The sequence below is a fragment of the Fictibacillus fluitans genome, assembly GCF_030418125.1.
GTDB lineage: Bacteria > Bacillota > Bacilli > Bacillales > Fictibacillaceae > Fictibacillus_C > Fictibacillus_C fluitans.
Genome location: NZ_JAUHTR010000002.1, coordinates 416,446 through 437,926, shown reverse-complemented (window position 1 = coordinate 437,926; position 21,481 = coordinate 416,446). Strand labels below are relative to the sequence as shown.

Below are 21,481 nucleotides of genomic sequence, written 5' to 3'. Positions count from 1 at the left end.
CGTGGAATTGGTCTTTTTTGTTCTTTTTAATGTTCTGTCGAAACAGAGGTTACTGCCTCTTTCTTCATGTGTTTTTTAGAAATAAGAGGATAAATGATAAAACCGGCAAGGAACAAGCCAATGCCAAGACCGAATGTTTTCAAGTCTGCGGTCCCGCTTTTGATAACCCAGATGGAATAGACAAGCGCGATAACAGCAATCAATCCATCCTTCCACCGGCTGACGTTGCCGCCGTCCGATGCTTCACCCTTTAATGTAAGCTTCAGGAAGAACGCCGCTGAAACGAGATACGGAATCAAATACGCAAGCGTGGCCGCAGTTGTTAAGAACGTATAGGCCTCACTGATCGTTCCGGAGACGGTTGAAAAGATTAAGATTTGCGACATGGCATTGGTTACCGTCAAAGAACGTACAGGGCTCCCTTTTTTATTAACCTTTGCAAAATAAACAGGAAACACACCTTTTTTCGCAGCCTGAAAGGGAACTTCAGAGCTCAGCAGGATCCATCCGATCGTTGCGCCGAACAAGGAAACAAGTGCGAGCAATGCCATGATATTTGCTCCAGCACTGCCAATCAGAGCGGAAAGAGCATCCACAAATGGTTTGTCGGAAGCCTTCAGCACATCCTGCGGCAGGATGCCCATCATGAGCAGGGTAATGGCCATATAAATGACAAGAGCCACGATAAGGCCAAAAATTGTCGCGCGGCTTACATCACGCTGTGACTTGGCGCGCCCGGATAAAACAACAGCCGATTCGATTCCGATAAACGCCCAAAGCGTAGAAATCGCGGCCATTTGCACCTGGCTGAACAATCCGTGAGAAACACCGCTTTCGTCAGTAACCGGCAAGTAAAACTCTCCAAAATTCGAAGCTTGAAACGCGAAAACGGCTGCGACAATAAAAAGCGCAAAACCGGCGACCTTGGAAGCTGTCGCGATAAAGTTCAGCTTTCCGGCTCCATTCATACTGCTCACCAAAATAAAGTGAATGCCCCAAAGCAAAACCGTACAAACCAAAAACGTAATGAGATGGCCGAGGGAAATCTTTTGTGAACCGATGAAGAACACGGTGTTCCCTGCTTTCATAATCGGCAAAAACGTAGAAAGGTAGCCGGCAAAGCTTGTTACCATGGCCACGTTGCTGATCCAGTTGGCGATCCAATAACCCCATACCATGCTGAAGCTCGCCAGTTTCCCTCTCTTTTCCGATTTAAAAAGCGCCCTCGCATAGCTTTGCGGACCTGCCGTTAGATCCGGGCGGCGGATTGACAGCTTGCTGAAAATAAGAGCGATCATCATGACACCAAAGCCCGTGACAAGCCATGCGATCGTTACTCCGAGCGGACTTGCGGTCTGTGCCAGGGTGCTCGGCAGCATAAAGATTCCCGATCCTACCATATTTCCGATAACGAAGGCGGCCAACAGCCAAAACCCCCATTTTTTCGTTGTATCCATTGAACATTTCCTTTCTTCTATATGAAAACGCAAAAAAACGCATGGTTTTCCACCACCGCGCCTCTTGAGAAACCATTTCTGATATTTTATTACTTTACCATGGTAGAATATCAGATAACTAAAGGCGCGTCAATCTTATTGAAAAGAAATAAGCTTTCTTCTTGCCTGCTCCAGAACCCTTTATCAGTAACTATTTACATGATGACATTTTTCCAAATACTCCTTATTATGGAGGAGAACCGCAATGACATCTAAACCGCATGGGAAAATGTAGTAATATCGGGTTTTATCATGTTGCTTATTGTCCTCTCTTACCTCTTCCATTTCTTCAACCCATGCATCAGCGACTTTTTCTCCACCCCGAAAAAATCATGAAGCTCCAGATAGTAACTGTATAATTCCTCGTAAATCTCCACATGCTCCGGAACAGGCTTATAAGTCTCTTCCCTAACTCGGGCCATATATTTTGCTGCCTCAAAAATGGAATCGTAGCCGCCTGCTTTGCTTCCGGCCGCTACAGCCCCGTACATCGCAGCTCCAAGTGCTGTCGTCTGGCTGGAGTCTGCGACCTTGATTTCACGGTTGGTTACATCGGCGTAAATTTGCATGAGCAAGCGGTTCCGGTCTGGCAAGCCTCCCACGGCAAAGATTTCATCCACAGGCACCCCTCCCTGAACAAAGCTGTCGATGATCTTTTTTGTGCCAAAAGCAGTGGACTCTATCAAGGCCCGGTAAATTTCTTCAGGCTTCGTGGCCAGGGTGAGCCCGATAATTGCTCCTGATAAATGAGAGTCAACCAACACAGAGCGGTTTCCGTTCCACCAATCCAGCGCGATCAGCCCCGTCTGTCCCGGCTCATAGGCAGAGGCTTTCCTTTCAAGCAGCTGATGCACATTCAGCCCTGATTCCTCCGCTTCTTTTTTCACATAGCCGGGCACAGCCTGATCCACATACCATGCAAAGGAATCACCGACAGCCACCTGACCTGTCTCAAAACTGATATATCCGGGAATAATCCCATCCTCCACGCTTCCGCAGACCCCGACTATCGGTTGATCTTTATCCGTCACCAGCAAGTGGCAGTTGGAAGTGCCCATCGTCATCACCATTTGTCCTGGCCGGACAGCGCCTGCCGCCGGAACACCCGCATGTGCATCAATGATTCCGACCGCTATCGCTGTGCCAGGATTCAGACCCAGTACCTGAGCCATTTCTTCGGTCAGTTCTCCTGCCTTTTCTCCAATGGAAAGCACGTCCCCGCGCATTTTTGTTTTTAGAATATCCTTAAGACGATCGTCCACCGCAGCAAAAAATTCAGGTGACGGATAGCCTTCTTTCTTGTTCCAGAACGCTTTGTAGCCCGATGTATTGCTGCTGCGGTGCAAGTTCCCGGTCAGCCTGCTTGTCAGCCAGTCGCACGCCTCCATAAAAAGATCCGCCTCATCAAACACCTGGGGAGCCTCCCGCAAGATCTGCAATATCTTCGGAAACATCCACTCGGATGAAACTTTCCCGCCATAACGCTTGAGAAAAGCCTCTCCCCTCTCCTCAGCGACTCTGGTAAAATCATCGGCTTCTGTCTGAGCCGCATGGTGCTTCCATAACTTCACATAGCTGTGTGGTTCGTTTTCCCATTTACTCTTTAAACAAAGCGGCTCCCCTTTTAGATCTAGCGGCAGTATGGTAGATGCCGTAAAATCAATTCCCAGACCAATAACATCTTCCGGCATCACGCCTGCCTGCTGAAGAACTGCAGGCACAGACATGGAGAGCACATCCAGGTAGTCGCCTGGATCCTGAAGCGCCCAGTCCGTACCAAGCGGTGTTCCTCCCGGCAAGGTTTTGTCCAGTACTCCATGTTTGTAAGCGGTAACATTAGTGGCGACTTCTTTTCCTGTATCAGCCTCAACCAGTAAAACCCGGCCGGACTCCGTACCAAAGTCAACGCCCATCACATATTTTTTACCCAAAGCAGTTATCCCCCTCAGTTCCATTTCTCTTTTGTAGAATACTACTATATTTTTTAAGAAAACGCATATGAAATTCACTTTGCTTCAAAATCGCAATCTTTTATGTATGCCCATTTATTTTGATTCTGCTATATTTAATAATGTGAAATAATTTACATACTAGTTAAGGAGAAAACTGCTATGAAAAACAACTGGATTCGGCCGGTTACTGTCGTCGTGCTCGTCTGGATGACGTATATGTTTTCGTTCGTGGACAGACTGTCATGGCCGCCGGTCATTCCGCTTGCCTCAAAGGAGATGGGCTTGTCTGCTGCAGATGCCGGAAGCTATATGACCGCTTTTTACATCGGCTATGTAATTACACAATTTCCGGGTGGTCTGTTGACCGACCGGTTCGGCTATCGCAAGGTGCTGCTCGGCTCGTATTTAACAATGGGAGTCTTTACGCTCTGCATGTCTCTCGTACATACCTTTGAACAGGGTTTTGCCTTCAGGCTGTTGGCCGGCCTTGGCTCGGGCGCTATTTTTTCTGCTTCCTTGGCAGCCATTTTTGATCATGTTTCTGCAAAAAGAAGAGGAATCGCCATCGGCCTCTTCATGACGGCAACTTCACTTGGGGTCACTGTCGTTAACTTATTTGTTCCCACCGTCGCAGAAAACCATGGCTGGCGCTCTGCCTTTCTGGTGGCAGGATTGCTGCCGATCGCCGGTATTATCCTGAGCTTCTTTTTTCTTAAAGAAAGCGGCACTTATCATGGAACAAAGAAAAAGGGTGTCTCACTAAAAGAGATGCTCGAGGTCCTCAAGAATAAAAATCTGCTGCTCGCCGGGGTGGCAGGTTTCGGCGGGTTATGGGCCACATGGGGAACAGCCACATGGGCCAACACCTATTTGAACCACTCCCTTCACCTTTCATTGGTAGAAGCGGGAAAAATGATGGCAGTTTACGGGATGGCCGGCCTGCTGTGCAAACCGCTCATTGGTTTTATTTCTGACTATCTCAACAAAAAAACGATTGCCTTTTGGGCGCTGTTCTTGTTTGCTCCTGTTCTGATCTGGTTCGGCATTAACACCCATACCGGCATTCTTGTGCCTCTGACTGCCATTCTTGGCATCACTGCGTTTATATACAGTCCTGTGATGACCGCCATTATTGGTGAGCTGGTGGAGGAAAAGCAAATCGGAACAGCCATGGGGCTGGTGAACGCCATCTGGCAGCTCGGGTCTCTCATCTCCCCGCTCGTTGTAGGAGTAGTTGTAGATACTACCTCTAGTTACATGCTTGGATTTATTGCACTTGCGGCAGGCCCGCTGCTCGGCGCCATTATGATGTTATTTGTAAATATAAAGACGAAACAAGTGAGAAATCGGGACGCTGCCTAAATAACAAAGGTAGTATTAATAAATACTTCTATTTTTCAAATTGACAGACACTCCGTTTCCCGAAGGCGGGTTAACGGGTATATTATCTTCACGTGCCATTTTAATCTTTCACGAACAGGGAGGAACATCCATGAAATTGTCTGGTAACACGATCCTGATTACAGGCGGAGCTTCAGGCATTGGACTGGCTTTTGCCGAACGCTTCTTACAGGAAGACAATAAGGTGATCATCGGTGGACGGCGTCAGGAGAAATTGGACGAAGCCAAAGAAAAATTTCCGGAGCTTTATACGAAGGTTTGTGATGTTTCCAATGAAGAAGAGCGCATCAGTCTTGTGGAATGGGCAACAAAGGAATTCCCGGATTTGAATGTGCTTGTGAATAATGCAGGCATCCAGCAGCGGGTCAACCTGCTGAATGCGGCTGAAGAGTGGAAGTACTATCAAAATGAATTGGCCATCAATGTGGAGGGGCCGATGCATCTGTCCATGCTGCTCATTCCTCATTTCGTTGAAAAGGAACGGGCCGCCATTTTGAACGTTACCTCCGGGTTGGCCATTCAGCCGGGTGTATGGGTTCCGATCTACAGTGCAACAAAGGCGGCCATGCATTCCTTTACGGTCACTCTGCGCCACCAGTTGGCAGAAACAGGTGTCGAGGTGGTGGAAATCCTCCCTCCAGCCGTCAATACGGACCTGGGCGGCGTTGGACTTCATACATTTGGCGCTCCGCTGAATGATTTTGCAGATACCATTTTTAATGGATTGAAAGATGAAAAATTAGAAGTCGGCTATGGAGGCACTGAAGAACGCCTCCATGCGCCAAGAGATGATATTGAAAAAGGCATCTTAAATGCCTGGCTTGGGTTCCAGAAGAACAATCCTGACTTTCGGAAGTAAAAATAAGACTCCCCTTTCACCAGGAAAGGGGAGTCTTTTATTGCTGCGGCCGCACCTCATCGCTTGGCTTCGGCTGGGTAAAGAAAAAAATAAAGATAATAAGGGGAAGCGCCAGCAGAAAGACACCGGCCTTCGCCGGCCTGACAGTCGGAATATTGGTCAATGATAAAGCCAATCCTATCATTCCTTTTGTTGTGGATGTCGTTATTACTGTATTTCCGGGACGAGTACTCTGTACCCCCTGGAAAGGGAAAAAATCTTTTGGAGTTGTCTTGCATTCCCGTTCCGGGCCGTGAGGAATAGGATACAACTGTGGGGGGAGGCAAATGACGAAAACAGCGGAGCAGACAGAAAAGGAACTTCAAATCATTGGTGCGATTCAGCGGGGTCTTGATTTGGCAACGGCTGCTTTACTGCTTAGCGGACAGATCACCATTATCGGAATCTTTGTGACTCCCCGGGGGTTCCGGGTTTCTTTGGGCGGTCCGCTGACAGGCGAAAGCCGGCTGGAAGGGATCGGTGAAAACCAGGCGGGAACCGCACTTGTGGATGTGATTGATATTGGCCTGGCCATCCTCCTGATCAGCGACCAGATTCGCGTGACCGGAAGCTTTATTGCTCCCGGACGGTTTACCATCAATGTCAGCGGTCCTATTTTTGGCGTTCCCTTAATCGTTCCAAGCCTTCCCCGGCTCAAGCGGGAATCGGCTTTTTTTCAGAAAATCGTCTCCCGGCATTTTGATGTAGATCCCCAGGTTTTCAAACCGGATCAACAGTATTAAGATGACTTACAAAGCATGCCAGTAGTCTTTATTGTTGATGTTTTCAACGCACCATTGATAATGGCCGTCCGAGCAGTCTTCGAAATAAAAATTCGCGGTGATGAAGCTGTATATCAGAACATAAAAGTACAGTTCTTTTCTGATTCCTTCACCCAGCGTTGACAGTATGATCGTTAAATATCGATCACGGATTTTTGCATTTAATTCATCGTACATATCAAAGCATACCCACCCGATGGCAATATCGAATAACGGATCGCCATACATGGTCATCAATCCAAAATCGATTACTCCAGTAACCTCGTTATTCCTGTTCATTAATAGATTGCCAGGAAAGTAGTCTCCGTGAATTAATGAATGTTCCCCTTTATACCCTGGAGACAAGATGTTTGATAAATGGTTCAGCTTTACTTCATAATCCACAACATCTCTTTCAAAATATGGTTTTAATCCCTTTTGCTGCTCTGTTATTTTTTCTTTCAATACACCATACCAGTTGTCAGCTTTTATCCCATCTTCAAATAAGACGAACTCCTTGATTGTGGATTTCCCTTTAATCTGCTGCAGCGCCAGTTGGGCGTTCAGGTAGATTTCCATCATTTTGTCTTGTTCATCATAAGACATTCCTGAGAGCAAAGTTTGCATATTGCTGCCCTCAATTCGTTTTTCCGTCGTAACCAATAGTCCATTTTCCAAAAACACATCATAAATGTAAGGAAGCTCATAGCTCAATCCATCAGAATGAATCCCGGCATAAAATTCTTTTAAGCTCTTTTGTTTATTAAGATCGGACATATCATTATAAACTTTTAACACTTTTTGGTGAGGTAAAGCATAAACCTCGGCTTCCATTCCTGAGCCTAAAAAATCCGATTGTGCAACGTTATATTTATCTAAAATAGCTGATTTGACATTGTTATTCATCCATTTACCATTCCTGACTTCTATTCTTATAGCTCCGTACGAAGGTCCCACAGCTCCGGAAAAAACCGCTGATCCAGTACTTTTTTCAAGTATCCGACACCTGAAGAACCGCCCGTTCCCCGCTTGAAGCCTATTACTCTCTCAACGGTTTTCATATGGCGGAACCGCCATTGCTGGAGCCAGTCCTCAATATCGACCAACTTTTCCGCAAGCTCGTAAAGATCCCAGTATTTCTGCGGATTTTGATAGACGGTAATCCAGGCCTTGCGAACAGAATCATTCTCCTGGTATGTTCGCGTGACATCACGGTTCAGCACCTCTTCGTCAATGGAGATTCCCGCCTTGTTCAGCGCATGGATCGCCACGTCGTAGAGCCCTGGTGCTTCATATGCCTGTCTTAGTTCTTTTTGAAGCTCGGGATCTTTTTCATAGATTTTCAGGACATGAGGTGTTTTGTAGCCAAGAGCAAACTCGATCATCCGGTATTGATAGGATTGAAAGCCGGACGCCTGGCCGAGTGAATCCCGGAACTCCATGTATTCGGATGGCGTCATGGTGGACAGCACATCCCAGGCCTGAATGATTTGTGACTGCGTTTTTGACACGCGGGCCAGCTTTTTGAATGCACTGGACAGGTCGTCTTTCTTAATGCAGTCGATGGCCGCATGCATCTCATGCAAAATGAGCTTCATCCACAGCTCGCTGACCTGGTGAATAACAATAAACAACACCTCGTCATGGTGTCCGGATAACCGGCGCTGAGCCGATAAAATTTTATCCAGCTGCAAATACTCGCCGTACGTCATATTATTTTTAAAATCCGTATGAATGCTGGTTTCTGAACTGGTGGCATTGACTTCCTGCCGGTTTTGGTTATCTTGCATGCTAATATCCCCCTTTTTTTGATACCGCTTACAACCATTCCTATCATACCTTATTTTCAATTCAATATGTGTTTCTGTTTGCATGCTATATAATGAAAAGAAGAAGTGAAAATGAAAGGAGCCGCAACATGAGTGAATTTAGGACACGCCACGCGCGAGAGCATATCGACAATGAGATGGTGATTATAGAAGTCAACCTTGATGACTGCAGCGGAGAAACGCTGTCATATACGATGGACAGGCTGTTTGCGGCCGGTGCCAACGATGTGTACTATACTTCCATCTATATGAAAAAGAACCGCCCCGCCTATAAGCTATCGGTACTTTCAGACAAAAAAAAACAGCCGTTGCTTGAAGAGATTATCTTTCGTGAAACCTCAAGCTTTGGCCTTCGTTATTACCCTGTATCCTGCCACCGCCTTGGCAGAGAATTCTATCAGGCTGAAACAGCATATGGAGAAGTTTCTGTTAAAATCGGAATCTATCAGGGAGAACCCATCAAATTTTCACCGGAATTTGAGGATTGCAGGAAAGCGGCGGAAAAACATAATGTTTCTCTTCAAAACGTGTATGACGAGGCAAAATCGATGGCGACGATGCATTATAAATCCTGATTTTCCTCTAATGGAAGCTTACTAGAGCTTCCATTTTTTAACTTACTCTCAAATTCGGGCTGTTTATTATCAAAAAACTCGATTTATTATCAAAACCGGCCACTTTATTATCAAAAATCCTCATTTTATTCTCAAACGGTTTAAGCCATATGGATTTCGACAAAATACGACGCGTTTATTTCCGCAAACAGCCACTCCACCCAAGTAAAAAAATCCTGTTTCATCAAGAGATGAACAGGATTTTATACAAATAATAGACTCCAAAGCAGACGCTCAGCACGCCTGTACAGCGGGTAAGCAGGAGATTGATTTTTTTGTGGTCCGATGACCAGGAATACGGCAGACCGATGGCCAGGGTGGCGAGCACCATACTGATCAATGTTCCTGCGCCAAAGACAAGCAGGTAGATGAAGCCTAACTGTTTGTTTTCGATGGTGCTTAAAAACAAATACGCCACTCCTGTGCTCCCAGCCAGTCCGTGCAACAAGCCAACAATCAGCGGCCTGAGCATCCACCTGCTCCCTTTGCCGGAGATGGCATGCTCATGCTTGCGGGAAGCGCGCAGGGTATAAAACGCCTTTACGCCAAGGTAGATGATCATGATTCCGACCACACCCTCCAACAGCTTTTCCACTGAATCGGAAACGAGGAGATTGAAGTAGATGATGGCGCTTCCGACGACCAGGATTGTGGTCATATGGCCGACTCCCCACCAGGCGCCGACCAGAGCGGAAAAACGGGCCTTTTTCTTTTCACTGACAATCGTGGTTACGGCCACAAGATGGTCCGGATCTAGCGCGTGCTTCAAACCAAGAAGCATGGCCATCAATAAAATCGTGATAAATTCCATGTGAGAGAGCTCCTGTTTTGTTTTTTCTCTATTTTCTCATAACTGTCGTTAATTTTCCAAGCCCTTCTACCTCAACCGTGACGATATCTCCATCTTTGAGCCATTTTCTCTCTCCTTCCGGTTCTCCCATAATGACGCCTTCTGGTGTGCCGGTCAAAATCAAATCACCCGGCTCAAGCGTCATATGCTCCGATACATAGCTGATAATTTCCTGGCAGTTAAACACCATATCCGCAGTATTCGAGTCCTGGCGGATATTTCCGTTGACCTCAGTCTTTAACGACAGAGCGTTTGGATCTTTTACTTCGTCTGCGCTAACAAGGTAAGGACCGACCGGGCAGAAGCCGTCGCACGTTTTCCCGAGCAGCCATTGGCCGGTTTTAAACTGAAGATCACGTGCGGACAGGTCGTTCGCTGTGCAATAGCCGTATACATAATCAAGTGCATCCTCTTCACTCACCTGGCTCGCTGTTTTTCCGATCACAAGAGCCAGTTCCACTTCATAATCCACCTGCAGGGAGCGTGCCGGAAGCTTGACCTCCTGCTGTTGTCCGGCCAGGGCATTATTGAACTTGCTGAAAAGAATCGGGGATTCAGGAAGCGGCATGTTCGATTCTTCAGCATGCTTTTTATAATTCAGTCCAACACATATGATTTTCTGCGGCTCCGTAACGCATGGCCCAATCTTTAACGAATCCTCGGTATAGAGAAATTCTTCCCTCACTGCCATCTCGGACTCTGTAAATTGCTGAAGAGCTGCTTTACCCTGCTCTCCTTTGGCAATCAGTTCTGCTACACTTTGCGGTACGGTATCTGAACCAAGCGCCCGTGCGGACGCCCCGACATCCAGGATGCCGCGCTCCGTTTTCACTCCCAATGCCCACTGTCCGTCTTTTTCAAAAGTTACTGTTATCATTTTCATCTTCTCCTTTTCACATAAAATAGGAGGGTTAATCAGCGGAATCCAATCCGCCGATCACCCTCTTTTAAAACACTATCAGCCTTTTACAAAAACTGTTTTGATCGATGTGTAAAACTCCATGGCTGCCTGGCCCTGTTCTCTGGAATGAGAGCTTGACTGCTTCATGCCGCCGAATGGTGCCTGAAGCTCTACACCCGCTGTTTCGGCATTAATGCGGACAAGTCCGGCTTCCATATCGTTGATAAAGGAAAGCATGTGGCTGATGTTGGTTGTATAGATCGATGCACTCAATCCAAACTCCACATCGTTGGCAAGTTCAATCGCTTCTTCCATCGTTCCCACCTTGATCAGTGCAAGAACTGGTCCGAAAATTTCCTCCTGTGAAATGGCCATGCTGCTTTTCACATTTTCAAAAACAGTAGGCTCTACATAAAAGCCGTCCTTCATTTCAGGTGCCTCGAGGCGCTGTCCGCCATAAAGAAGGGATGCTCCTTCTGCCTGTCCTTTTTCAATATAGGAGAGAACGGTTTCGAGCTGCTTTTCGCTCGAGCAAGGTCCCATCCATGTCTCTCCTTCGAGTCCCGGACCAACCTTCAGCTCCTTGACTTTGGCAATCAACTTTTCTTTAAACGCGTCATACACATCTTCATGGACAATGACACGGCTTGTTGCCGTACATTTTTGGCCGGTTGAGCGAAGTCCGCCGCTGATCGTTCCATCCACCGCAAGATCAAGGTCGGCATCAGCCGCAATGATGACCGGGTTCTTTCCGCCCATCTCGAGCTGGTATTTTGCTCCGCGTGCCAGTGCCGCCTGCCCGATCGCTTTTCCTGTCTGGTTGGAACCGGTAAATGTAATGCCGTTGACCTGCGGATGATCGACAATCGCCTGTCCGACCTGAGAGCCTGTACCTGTCACCAGGTTCACCACTCCGGCAGGAATTCCTGCTTCGTCAAGGCACTCGATTACTTTTACAGCCGTAACTGCCGCTTCTTGTGCCGGTTTAATAACAATGGTATTTCCATAAATGAGACCAGGAGCCATTTTCCAAACTGGGATGGCCACAGGGAAGTTCCATGGAGAAATGACGCCAACCACGCCAAGCGGTACACGTGTCGTAAACATTAAAGCCTCGCTGTCGCTTGATGGAATCACATCACCGGTTTTGCGCATCCCTTCGCCCGCATAATAGCGGAGAATGGCCACTCCCCTCAGCGTTTCACCTTTCGCTTCTCCCAATGTTTTTCCCATCTCTTTTGTCATCGTTTCAGCAATTTCATCGGCACGGCTTTCCAGAATATTGGCCGCCTTGTAGAGGAATTCTCCTCTTGCTGCGCCGGACAGCTTTTTCCATGAGGCGAGAGCCTGGTGTGCTGCAGCAACCGCCTGGTCCACATCTTCTTTTCCTGATTTTTGCACATTGCCAACAACATCGTGTTTGTTAGCCGGATTGATGCAGGAGATGGTTTCATTCGTTGAAGCTTCCACCCATTCTCCGTTCACGTAGTTCAAAAATGTTTTCACCTGTGTTTGTACTGCCATTGTTCATCGCTCCCTTTCATTTTTTAAAATGTAGGTCCAATTCTCCAAATACCAAAATCATGCTGCTTCAAAATTTCTGACTTGGTCATCTTTCCTGATGAAACCTCTCTGATCTCTTCAAAAATGCGATGGCCGACTTCCCCGATTGTTTCTTTCCCTTCAATGATCGTACCGGCATTTAAATCCATGTTATCGCCCATGTTTTCAAACATGGCGGTATTCGTTGAGATTTTGATCACCGGGGCGATCGGTGAGCCTGTTGGCGTTCCGCGTCCGCTTGTGAACAGAACCACCTGTGCACCCCCAGCCACCATACCGGTCAGCTGTTCGATATCATGCCCCGGGGTATCCATCCAGACGAGTCCTTTTTGCGTGGGCGGCTCGGCATAATTAATCAATTCATGAAGAGGCGTTGTTCCTGACTTGTTGGATGCGCCGAGCGACTTTTCCTCCAGTGAACTCAAGCCTCCTTCAATATTGCCGGGGCTCGGGTTGCCTGTACGGATATCCACACCCATCAGAATGGCGCGGTTTTCCATCTGGTCAATTACTTCATACACCCGTTTGGCGACCTGGTCATTGACCGCCCGTTTGGCAAGCAGGTGCTCTGCTCCGATCAGCTCTGTCGTTTCGGCAAGTATGGCGGTGCCGCCTGCCTCCACGACCAGGTCGCTCACCACGCCAACTGCGGGGTTAGCGGAAAGGCCGGAGCAGGCATCTGATCCGCCGCACTCTGTGCCAACGATCAGCTCGCTGAAATCGAAGGGCTCCCGGCGCTGTGCCGAGGCATCCTGCACCATTTTGGCTGCCACTTTTGCGCCCTGGGCAATGGTCATCAAGGTGCCGCCGTTATCCTGAATGGAAACGACCTCGACCGGCTTTCCGCTTTTGGCGATTTCTCCCGCCACACTTCTCGCCTGATGGGTTTCACAGCCCAGTCCAAGCACGACAACACCATAAACGTTCGGATTCAGCCCCATCCCGACATAGGTCCGGAACGTCTGGTCATAATCCTCTCCCACCTGGGCGCATCCGTGCTGGTGGATGAAGCTGACGGTTCCTTGTACAAGCTCTGTGATCTGCTTCGCTGCCTGGGTGGCGCACGTAATTGTCGGCAGAATCAGCACATGATTGCGGACACCGACTTTCCCGTCTGGGCGCCGGTATCCGAGCAGTTGGTTACTGTACTCGAGACTCAACTTTATCTCCCCTTCCTCTAATACCTTCGAGATTATGTACATGAACGTGCTCGCCCATGCCGATTTCAGAGGATGCCCGGCCAATGATTTCACCGTATTTCAGAATTTCCGCACCCTTTGCAATCGGCTTGACCGCAAATTTATGGCCGAAGCGGATATCCTGAACCAATTGCACCTCTTGCACATGCCCTTCACACGCAACCGGTACAACAGTTCCTTGTGGAAGATCCATCAGCGCAATGGCCACATTGTCCGAAGGCTTCATCATTACCGTTTTATACTGAGTTCCCATGAAACGATCCTCCTCCCGAATAATTGTTTCAACATTCCCATCATACCTAATTTTCAGTTTTTTTGTTGGTTAGCGGACTGCAGTAACTTTACTTGTTTGCGTTTTTACCGGGTTATTCAACGTTCCAATGGAAGAAATTTCGATTTCGATCCTGTCTCCGTCCTGCAATGTGAACTCATTTGGCGGAACGATGCAGGTTCCCGTTAATAAAACCGTTCCGTCAAAAAGATCATTGTCTTTGGCCAGGTAATCCACGAGTTCATCCAGCTTTCTTTTTAATTGCTTGGTATTGGCGGTGCCTTCCACCACTTTTTCTTCTCCACGGTAAATGCGGCAGGCGAAATCAAAGTCATAAGGATCCTCGACTGCGTCGGCAAGTAAAATGACAGGACCGATTGCGCACGAATTCTTCCATACTTTTGCCTGGGGAAGGTACAACGGATTCTCTCCTTCGATGTCCCGGCAGCTCATATCGTTTCCAGCCGTGTACCCGAGTACCTTTCCGTTCTTGTCGAGTACCAGCCCAAGCTCCGGCTCAGGGATTTGCCAGTTTGAATCACTGCGAAGGTATACGGGCTGATCCGGTCCCACGGTGCGTGCCGCTGTGGATTTGAAAAAGATTTCCGGACGTTCTGCATCATACACTTTATCGTAAAAGGTTTCGGCATCAAGCTTTCCGTCAGTTGCTTCATAGTTACGTGCCTCTTTGCTCTTTTCGTATGTCACCCCTGCTGCCCAGACCTCCGGAGCTAAAATGGGAACCCCGAGCTCAAGCTCACTAAACGCGGCTTTCAGCGGCTCCTGCCCGGCAATCAATTCCTGGACATGTTTTAATGCTGTGGTCTCCTTTTGTTCTGCTGATGAAACGAGCTCCAAAAATTCGGCATAAGGCAAATCATACACTCTTTCATCATTTGCCAAAGCAGCCAGATTGTAAGTACCTTCATTGTTTTTATAACGTAAAATGCGCATCTTACATTCTCCTTTTCGTTTTATATTATCAAACTCCGTTCTCACTAGAAGGCACACTCCTGTCATAGGAGCGCGGTTTTGTTCAGATCGAGGAGGCTTTTACTCCGAATCCAAGTTCCCGTGAGATGTTTTCTGCTGTTGCCTTGAGCATCTCGGCAATCTCTTTGACCGCCTTTTTATTAATGCGGTGTACAGGCTGCGACATACTGATGGCCGCAATCACATGTTCCGAGTGATCTCTGATCGGAACCGAAATGCATGAAACGCCGGCTTCATTTTCCTGATTATCGACAGCGAAGCCTTCTTTTCTTACATTATTGAGTTCAGTCAAAAAATCCTCTTCGTTGGTAATCGTTTTTGGCGTCTGGCTGATGTACTCATAATCCTTGAGTATGGCGGCCAGCTCTTCCTGACTTTTAAAAGCCACAAGCGCCTTTCCTACCGCGCTGCAGTGAACCGGTATTCTGCGCCCGATTCTGGAATAAAGGATGGTCGCTGCCGAACCCTCAACCTTGTCGATGTAAACGCCTTCTTTTCCATCCAAAATAACAAGATGGATGGTGTTTCCTGTTTTCATGGAGAGCTCCATGAGATGTTTTTTCGCTACCGACCGGATATCGAGGTTATGAATCACAAAGTTACCTCGTTCGAATAGCTTCATTCCCAGCTTGTATTTGCCGTTTTCAATATTTTGTTCAATATAGTTGTAGTGCTGCAATGTTTTAAGCAATGAATGAACCGTGCTTTTGTGTAAATTCATTCTTGCGCTGATGTCGGTTATTTTTAATTCCGATTCGTATTCATCAAATAGATCCAGAATACGAAGCGCCCGGTCTACGGATTGAATAATTGGCATGTCTCAATCACCCTTTGATAAAGTTTGATGGCTTGTCTTTTCCCTTATAGTACCACACCTCAAGGGGGATACAACCGGATTTGTCCGGCAAGACATGCCAAAAGCGGCAGGCTGTCTGCAGCCTTTGCTTAAGGCGCTCCTACTTTTCCGCCCGGCACGGGAACAGCGATGCCCTCGGCCCCTTTTTCAGAAACCTTAAGGTCCGGCGCATAGCGCTTGATCATCTCGAGGCCAAGCTTCGCCCGTCTCACACGCTCCTTGGACAGCGCAATGGAGGTCTGTTCAAGATGCGTCCCGGAAGGATAAATATTCGGAGCATTGCGCAAGCCGAATTTAATATAAACAGGCGCAGCCACCCGGATGATTTCCGGTATTTCATAATGGCGGATGAACCCTCCCACATCATCAGGCACCTCAACATAAATATCGATTGGAACGTCAACTGCCTGGCGGATCGCTGCCAGCCTTGAAAGTGTCAGGTCCGTCGGTACATTGTATGTTCCCGCTCCAATCTGCTCCATCAGACGGATGGAAATGGGATTCGCCTGCGCTACCTGCACCGAAACTTTAACGACAAGGTCACTCGGAAGTTCGCCCATCTTTTTCAATTCATTAACGAGCCACAATAATCCTTCATCCGCTACCAAAATTCCCCGGATTCCCGCTTTGCAGGCGCGCTTAATATCCTCAACCGAATAGACGAGCTGGTCCATTCCCTGCACCCGGAGGCCGGCGATTTTCCCGGCGCTTGCCCATTGCATGGCCGATACATCCCACGAGCCACGCGGGCCGACAAACAAGCTGACTTCAAGGTTTTCTCTTCTGCCGATGGCCGCCATCTGCTCCAGCTCTTCGTCGGTCAAAAGCATAATTCCGCTTCCCTGCGAGATTCGGTGGATGCCCACATCATATTGCTCGCAGGCTTCAATGACCGCTTCAAATGAAGCCGGGCCTTCCACACTTGGAATCTCCACACGGTACTGGGCTCCGTCAGGAAACCTTTTTTCCGAGGTCGGAAGGTCATGGCAATCTCCCGGCGGAAAACCCAATTTTTCAATGGCTCTTTTCGTTTCTTCCATTCGTCATCTTCCTTTCGCTTAGTGTTGGGCCAGATTAAGGGAAACAATATCTTTTTTATAGTCCAAATCAGCTTCCTCAAAAACTTGAAGCGGAACCACACCATGAGCCGCATCTGTATGGCTAGTCATGCGGTTGCTTGCGGCCACTTGGCGCTGGCGCTTTGCGATCGCCTTCAGGCGGGAAGCTGCCAGTTCTTTTCTCTGCTCGCGGATGTGATCAAATTCAAATACCTGTTCTCCACGCTGGAACGCCGTTTCCTCCATGAACTGAATGGTGCGCTCGCGGAAATCAAGAAACAGAATGTCCCCGGTTTGGAGATAAAGGATTCCTCCGTCTTCCTTGGCTTCGGGAGTCATGTGGCCCACTGCCGCTCCGTACGTAACGCCTGAATAGCGGCCATCACTGATTAATGTTGCCAGCCTTTTGAGCTTTCGGTTTGCATTGATATGCTGCATCGGCGTAAACATTTCCGGCATGCCGAATGCGACAGGTCCCTGTCCTGATACAACAACGGCGAGTTTCAAAATTCCTTCTTCTACCATGGCATCAAACAACGAGTCATAGGGATGGTTACTCAATGCTTCATATTGGTCCGGCGCATTTTGTTTGACTGCGGCAAGCAGATTTTCATGAGTGAACGCTTTTTTATCCTTAAGCTTGTCGAGCAGCCCGGCATCCAGCAGTTCGTGGTTGGCATCCTCTTCGTTATCGTAGAAAAGGACAAAGGCCGCTTTTTTATCGAACTCATCAAGCTGACGGGTCGTCATCCCGCTGATCTTAACCACGGCACTTTCAAAAAAGTTTCCGCTGAGTACGTCAACACCACTGTACGGCCGTCTTGGCTTATCAAGAATAACCGGATTCTCGGCGATCTTTTCGATGGAGACCTTATGTTCCTTCTCGAGCCGTTCGCGCCAGCTTGTGCCGGTAACGGTTGGTGCATCCACATCCATCGGCACGCCGTTTTGAAGCAATTCATAAAATAATGATTCCATGCCGCGGCTGTTTCCTGAACAGCATTGCATGGCCAGTGCAAAAATATCTCTGCCCTGGGTGAGGCTGTAGTCAAACAGATCAGGCACAGGCACTTCGTGATGAATCCGATCCATCTCATGCAGGCTGAACTTGAAACCGCCATAAAGCATTCCGGCCACGATATGCATCATCAGGTTGGTGGAACCGCCGGATGCGCTGTGGATGCGGACGGCATTTTGTATATTGGAAGCCATGATGTTGGAAGCCCCAAAGGCTTGCTTGTTGATCATGCCGGCCAGCGGATCAAGCGCCGCATTGATTTGTTCCTGTGTCGGAGGATCGGTCAGCAGCTCAAGATCGGGATGAACCAGCCCCATGCCGGCCACCAGGTGCCTTGAGCTGTTTCCGGTTCCATTAAAGGCACACACGCCGCCAAGCCCGTCGCACGTATTGACCGCCAGGCGCTTTTCATAATCATCGTGTGCGGCCTGGGTGATAAACCCTTTTTCCTTGGCCCGCTGGAGAACGCCCTGGAACGCGGTGTTGGACGAGCATTGAAGAATGTAAGCCATCGCATCACGAAGGTCAAGCGCAATGTCCTCTGAACCGTTTTGCTCTGCTTTTTGGGCAACCGCTTCAAGCTCTTCAAAAAGACCTTCCGGAATGGTTCCTCCTTGCAGCACATGAGCCGGCGCAAATGTCGCAAAAAACGGTGATTCCCCGCGGTAGTTCCGGATGCGGTCCAGATGGGCCATGGCACTGACAACCCCAAGCGGCTGCTTGTCACAGCCCTGGATCACAAACGCGCCATGATAGCTGTGCGCCTCGATCTGGTTGACGACCATTTCCGCAACCGCGTTTCTGCTTTGCAGGGAGTAGCTCATTCCCTGGTTGCTTTGTGCCGTTCCGTCACACATGACCGGTGTGGAAAAGTAAAAAGGAACCCCTCCGTTTTGCCAGATGCGCAGCGCAGCCCTGGACGATGTCTGAAAGTCCATGATATGTGCCGGATGGTCGGGAGAACCCCCGATAATGGCAATACGCGGCGCATTTTCATGAAGCCGGTTATAAATTTCCTCCAGGGTCCAGTCCGGCGAATCGCCTTCATAGGTTGGCCCGAGAATCTGTTTTGCACGGTCCAAAAGACCGGCCACACAAATCGGCTCATTGGCCTTGCCCTGAACATTATCACGATATGGATTATAGGAATTTTCAATATATGGATACAACACAATAGTTCGCCACCTTTTAAACGAGTAAACTGCTAAAGCATAAGAAGTGCAATCAATGTCCCCATACTGCTGTAGAGAAAAGCAAATCCGATGTTCCAGAACGAAATGCGGTATGGGTTCTGATGCAGAAGACTGCCCGTTAATGAAACCGTAATGTTGTAAGGGCCGGCCATGACGGTGGACAGTCCTGATGATATAAGTACAACGGCAAAGCTTAAGGGATTAATCTCTCCCAAAAGGGGCTGTATGACCTCCCCCAGAATACTGATGGTCACGAGCGGATGAAACCCGATCATAGCCAGTCCAAGAAAAAGGATCTGAATAAGCAGAAAGAGCAGCACGGGCCACTGCTCCACGGCTCCAAACGGCCGCTGGAGCCATGTTAAAAATGGTGAAACTTTAAGTGTGCTAATTAAAAATCCTGCGGATAAAAAAAGAACCATAAAATTTTGCTGGGACGATGCCCTGTTCTTCCAGACACGCAAGCTGTATACCAGATAGGACCTGATTCTTTTTACGAGAAGAGCCCAGAGAAACGAGTAAGGAACAATCACAAGTGTGACGGCCATAAGAAAATCGGTGTTCAGCACACGCTTAGCCCCGATGACCGCGGCAATAAAAACACTTAAGTAAAGAAGAAGCACTCCTGCTTTTTTGATGACTTTTCCATCCAAAGGCGCCGCTTCTGCCGCCGCCGACTGTTCCACCTGATACTTGCGGTACTTGAGGCCAATAAGCCAGTCCGCACCGAGCAGCGTGACAGAGAACAAAAGAAGCCAGGGAAGCAGATGAACATAATTGGAATGCGTGATGTCCACACTGATCGCCACGAGGATCTCCATGGGGCTCCAGGCGAGGCACAGTGCATAGCCTCTAAGCATCGCACGGCTGATGAAAATATCCCTTAACTTGTCCTCCGCTTTTTGCAGATTTCGGCGGAGAACCGATTCAACAAGCGGGATCGTTGCGATATTCAAGAACGACCCCAGCAAAAAGCTGACAAGCGAGCTCCGGTAATACAGCTGTCCCAGATTGCCGACCCGGCGCTTCAAGAGCTGATTCACACTTTTATCGTACCGCCCCACAACGATGATGCTGTTGATGAAAGGCAGTACATAAAAGATGGCAAGCAGAACAATCGTTGACGTCATATAGTGCGGCAGCTGAAGCAGCGGCTTTTGCAGGTACAGGTAGAGAAAGCCGCCCACCACGAGAAAGACCGTTCCTGTGGCACGGTACAATCCGTTTGCCTTCGGAAAGGAAAGAACGAGAGCCAGGATGGCGAAAATTCCTGTCACCTCATCCAGCAAAGAGCTTTCCGCAAACAGACTGATGGTGTAAAAAACGACCATCAGGCTGTAAACAAGCAGGATCACCGGGTTTCGCCAGCTGTGTACATCTCTGCCGGTTCAGACAGGATTTCAATGTCCGGATGGGCTTCCGCTTCCTCCTGCAGGCTCTCGGAGATCCAGATGTGCTGAAGGTCCAGCGTGTTCTGAATCCGGACTACCCTCGCTTTTGTGAGGTCGCGCGCATTGCACGTTTTGATGGCCGCTTTTATTGCCATCTCTTCGTCCTCCAGCACCATCGGAACTTTTATGACCGATGTAACGGTACTCGTGAGTGAATTGGCATAGCCTTTTTCCCAGGAGATGCTGTTGAACAGCTTCCTGGTAGTGGTGTCCGCCAAGCCGATTCCGTTGGCATTTCCATGGGTTTTCTCGGTTAAACCGAGCACAACAATGCGGGAAACGTCAGGTCCGCCAAAGGCATAGGGAGTGGCATACCTTCCGGTGATGTTCGGATCCATCCCGTCACCCGAAATGTCTTTTCCAATTTCTTCAACAACTAGCACATCCATCGGATCAAACAAAATTTTCGGCATGAATTCCTTTGCTTCAAGCAGAAGCCCCGGCTCCCTTGCTTCCATCTCCTCGGCAGGAACGGCCACAATTTTGGCAGGACGGTCATAGGCGTTCTCGATGGATCCGAGTCCGAAAATGAGCGGAATCTTGGACATAACGATCTTGGCCATTTGGGGAACATGTTCTGCCATGTATTTAAAGCTGTAGGCATGCGCCGCCTCTGCTCCTTTTTGCTTGCCAAGCCCGATTGTGATCATCTTCATCAAGCCGCTTTCAACCGGGCCGCGAAAAGCGGTGTGCGGCTTGATCCGGTTAATCACAATTACTTTGTCCGCACCGGAAGCCTGTTTATCGGTGTACACCGGCAGCCCGTTTTCGAGCGTGCCGGTTTGCACTACCTCCATGCTTGATACAACCGGTGCTCCGACCGACGCTTCGGTTACGCCGAGCTGTTCGAGCACCTCCCGTTGTCCCTCAGCGGTTGCTCCTCCATGGCTGCCCATGGCAGGCACGATAAAAGGAGAACCTCCGGCAGCTCTGACGGCGTTGACCGTTTCCCTGACCAATATGGGAAGGTCGGCCACACCGCGGCTTCCCGCGGCGATGGCAACCCGGTCGCCAGGCGATATCCTGGCCATGACGCCTGTTCCTTTCAGCGTCTGCTGCACGGCGATTGCTGTATCCTCAAGTTCAGGAGCATGAAAGGATTGCTTTACTTTCATCATTTTCGGAAGGACTATGTCCTGAAGCAGCTGTGATATGATCTCCATCCCTCTTCCTCCTT

At 48.7% G+C, this 21,481-nt stretch carries 20 protein-coding genes; 4 read left to right on the top strand and 16 right to left on the bottom strand.

The features are described from left to right. Nucleotides 1-26: 26 nt before the first annotated feature. Nucleotides 27-1,457 (bottom strand): amino acid permease, encoded by a 1,431-nt coding sequence (locus QYB97_RS07210; protein ID WP_301165300.1) that lies wholly within the window; start codon nucleotides 1,455-1,457, stop codon nucleotides 27-29. Between the two features lie 311 nt (nucleotides 1,458-1,768). Continuing rightward, nucleotides 1,769-3,427, bottom strand: a complete 1,659-nt coding sequence (locus tag QYB97_RS07205; RefSeq protein ID WP_301165299.1) for a ribulokinase — start codon at nucleotides 3,425-3,427, stop codon at nucleotides 1,769-1,771. Between the two features lie 180 nt (nucleotides 3,428-3,607). Between QYB97_RS07205 and QYB97_RS07200 the strand changes: the two genes are divergently transcribed. Next, nucleotides 3,608-4,810 carry an MFS transporter gene (locus QYB97_RS07200; RefSeq protein ID WP_301165298.1) on the top strand — a complete coding sequence of 401 codons (1,203 nt, stop codon included), beginning with the start codon at nucleotides 3,608-3,610 and terminating at the stop codon, nucleotides 4,808-4,810. 130 nt (nucleotides 4,811-4,940) lie between these two features. Continuing rightward, nucleotides 4,941-5,708 carry an SDR family oxidoreductase gene (locus QYB97_RS07195; protein ID WP_301165297.1) on the top strand — a complete coding sequence of 256 codons (768 nt, stop codon included), beginning with the start codon at nucleotides 4,941-4,943 and terminating at the stop codon, nucleotides 5,706-5,708. 37 nt (nucleotides 5,709-5,745) lie between these two features. On the opposite strand, the gene QYB97_RS07190 is transcribed toward QYB97_RS07195, so the two are convergent. After that, on the bottom strand, nucleotides 5,746-5,883 hold the full coding sequence (locus QYB97_RS07190; protein WP_301165296.1) for a hypothetical protein: 138 nt from the start codon (nucleotides 5,881-5,883) through the stop codon (nucleotides 5,746-5,748). A 151-nt stretch (nucleotides 5,884-6,034) separates the two neighbouring features. Here QYB97_RS07190 and QYB97_RS07185 point away from each other — a divergent pair, with 151 nt between their 5' ends. Further along, on the top strand, nucleotides 6,035-6,490 hold the full coding sequence (locus QYB97_RS07185; protein WP_301165295.1) for a hypothetical protein: 456 nt from the start codon (nucleotides 6,035-6,037) through the stop codon (nucleotides 6,488-6,490). 6 nt (nucleotides 6,491-6,496) lie between these two features. Here QYB97_RS07185 and QYB97_RS07180 read toward each other — a convergent pair whose 3' ends face one another. Together QYB97_RS07180 and kynA are read right to left on the bottom strand one after the other, a co-directional pair. Further along, a complete protein-coding gene (locus QYB97_RS07180; RefSeq protein ID WP_301165294.1) occupies nucleotides 6,497-7,414 on the bottom strand; it encodes an aminoglycoside phosphotransferase family protein in 918 nt (305 codons plus the stop codon). A gap of 26 nt (nucleotides 7,415-7,440) precedes the next feature. Beyond that, nucleotides 7,441-8,298 carry a tryptophan 2,3-dioxygenase gene (kynA, locus tag QYB97_RS07175; protein ID WP_301165293.1) on the bottom strand — a complete coding sequence of 286 codons (858 nt, stop codon included), beginning with the start codon at nucleotides 8,296-8,298 and terminating at the stop codon, nucleotides 7,441-7,443. 128 nt (nucleotides 8,299-8,426) lie between these two features. Between kynA and larC2 the strand changes: the two genes are divergently transcribed. Continuing rightward, a complete protein-coding gene (larC2, locus tag QYB97_RS07170) occupies nucleotides 8,427-8,912 on the top strand; it encodes a nickel pincer cofactor biosynthesis protein LarC2 (RefSeq protein ID WP_301165292.1) in 486 nt (161 codons plus the stop codon). A gap of 223 nt (nucleotides 8,913-9,135) precedes the next feature. On the opposite strand, the gene QYB97_RS07165 is transcribed toward larC2, so the two are convergent. From QYB97_RS07165 to QYB97_RS07115, 11 genes are all read right to left on the bottom strand, one after another. Next, nucleotides 9,136-9,762 carry an urease accessory protein UreH domain-containing protein gene (locus QYB97_RS07165; protein WP_301165291.1) on the bottom strand — a complete coding sequence of 209 codons (627 nt, stop codon included), beginning with the start codon at nucleotides 9,760-9,762 and terminating at the stop codon, nucleotides 9,136-9,138. A gap of 28 nt (nucleotides 9,763-9,790) precedes the next feature. Then, entirely contained in the window at nucleotides 9,791-10,678 is an 888-nt protein-coding gene (locus QYB97_RS07160; RefSeq protein WP_301165290.1) for a fumarylacetoacetate hydrolase family protein, read from the bottom strand. An 81-nt stretch (nucleotides 10,679-10,759) separates the two neighbouring features. Continuing rightward, the gene (gucD, locus tag QYB97_RS07155) at nucleotides 10,760-12,226 is read right to left on the bottom strand and encodes an alpha-ketoglutaric semialdehyde dehydrogenase GucD (protein WP_301165289.1); all 1,467 of its coding nucleotides are present in this window, start codon (nucleotides 12,224-12,226) and stop codon (nucleotides 10,760-10,762) included. Nucleotides 12,227-12,249: 23 nt separating this feature from the next. Continuing rightward, on the bottom strand, nucleotides 12,250-13,425 hold the full coding sequence (locus tag QYB97_RS07150; protein WP_301165288.1) for a UxaA family hydrolase: 1,176 nt from the start codon (nucleotides 13,423-13,425) through the stop codon (nucleotides 12,250-12,252). Then, nucleotides 13,406-13,717, bottom strand: coding sequence for a UxaA family hydrolase (locus tag QYB97_RS07145; protein ID WP_301165287.1), 312 nt, complete (start codon nucleotides 13,715-13,717; stop codon nucleotides 13,406-13,408). Before QYB97_RS07145 ends, QYB97_RS07150 begins: the two co-directional genes overlap by 20 nt. A 69-nt stretch (nucleotides 13,718-13,786) precedes the next feature. After that, nucleotides 13,787-14,689 (bottom strand): fumarylacetoacetate hydrolase family protein, encoded by a 903-nt coding sequence (locus QYB97_RS07140; RefSeq protein ID WP_301165286.1) that lies wholly within the window; start codon nucleotides 14,687-14,689, stop codon nucleotides 13,787-13,789. An 82-nt stretch (nucleotides 14,690-14,771) separates the two neighbouring features. Continuing rightward, complete coding sequence (locus QYB97_RS07135) at nucleotides 14,772-15,545, bottom strand: IclR family transcriptional regulator (protein ID WP_301165285.1); 774 nt, start codon at nucleotides 15,543-15,545, stop codon at nucleotides 14,772-14,774. Nucleotides 15,546-15,673: 128 nt separating this feature from the next. After that, nucleotides 15,674-16,624, bottom strand: coding sequence for a U32 family peptidase (locus QYB97_RS07130; RefSeq protein ID WP_301165284.1), 951 nt, complete (start codon nucleotides 16,622-16,624; stop codon nucleotides 15,674-15,676). 18 nt (nucleotides 16,625-16,642) lie between these two features. Beyond that, the gene (locus tag QYB97_RS07125; protein ID WP_301165313.1) at nucleotides 16,643-18,835 is read right to left on the bottom strand and encodes a dihydroxy-acid dehydratase domain-containing protein; all 2,193 of its coding nucleotides are present in this window, start codon (nucleotides 18,833-18,835) and stop codon (nucleotides 16,643-16,645) included. Between the two features lie 29 nt (nucleotides 18,836-18,864). Next, the gene (locus tag QYB97_RS07120; protein ID WP_301165283.1) at nucleotides 18,865-20,208 is read right to left on the bottom strand and encodes a hypothetical protein; all 1,344 of its coding nucleotides are present in this window, start codon (nucleotides 20,206-20,208) and stop codon (nucleotides 18,865-18,867) included. Continuing rightward, the gene (locus QYB97_RS07115; protein WP_301165282.1) at nucleotides 20,205-21,467 is read right to left on the bottom strand and encodes a nickel pincer cofactor-dependent isomerase, group 22; all 1,263 of its coding nucleotides are present in this window, start codon (nucleotides 21,465-21,467) and stop codon (nucleotides 20,205-20,207) included. Before QYB97_RS07115 ends, QYB97_RS07120 begins: the two co-directional genes overlap by 4 nt. Between the last annotated feature and the right edge of the window lie 14 nt (nucleotides 21,468-21,481).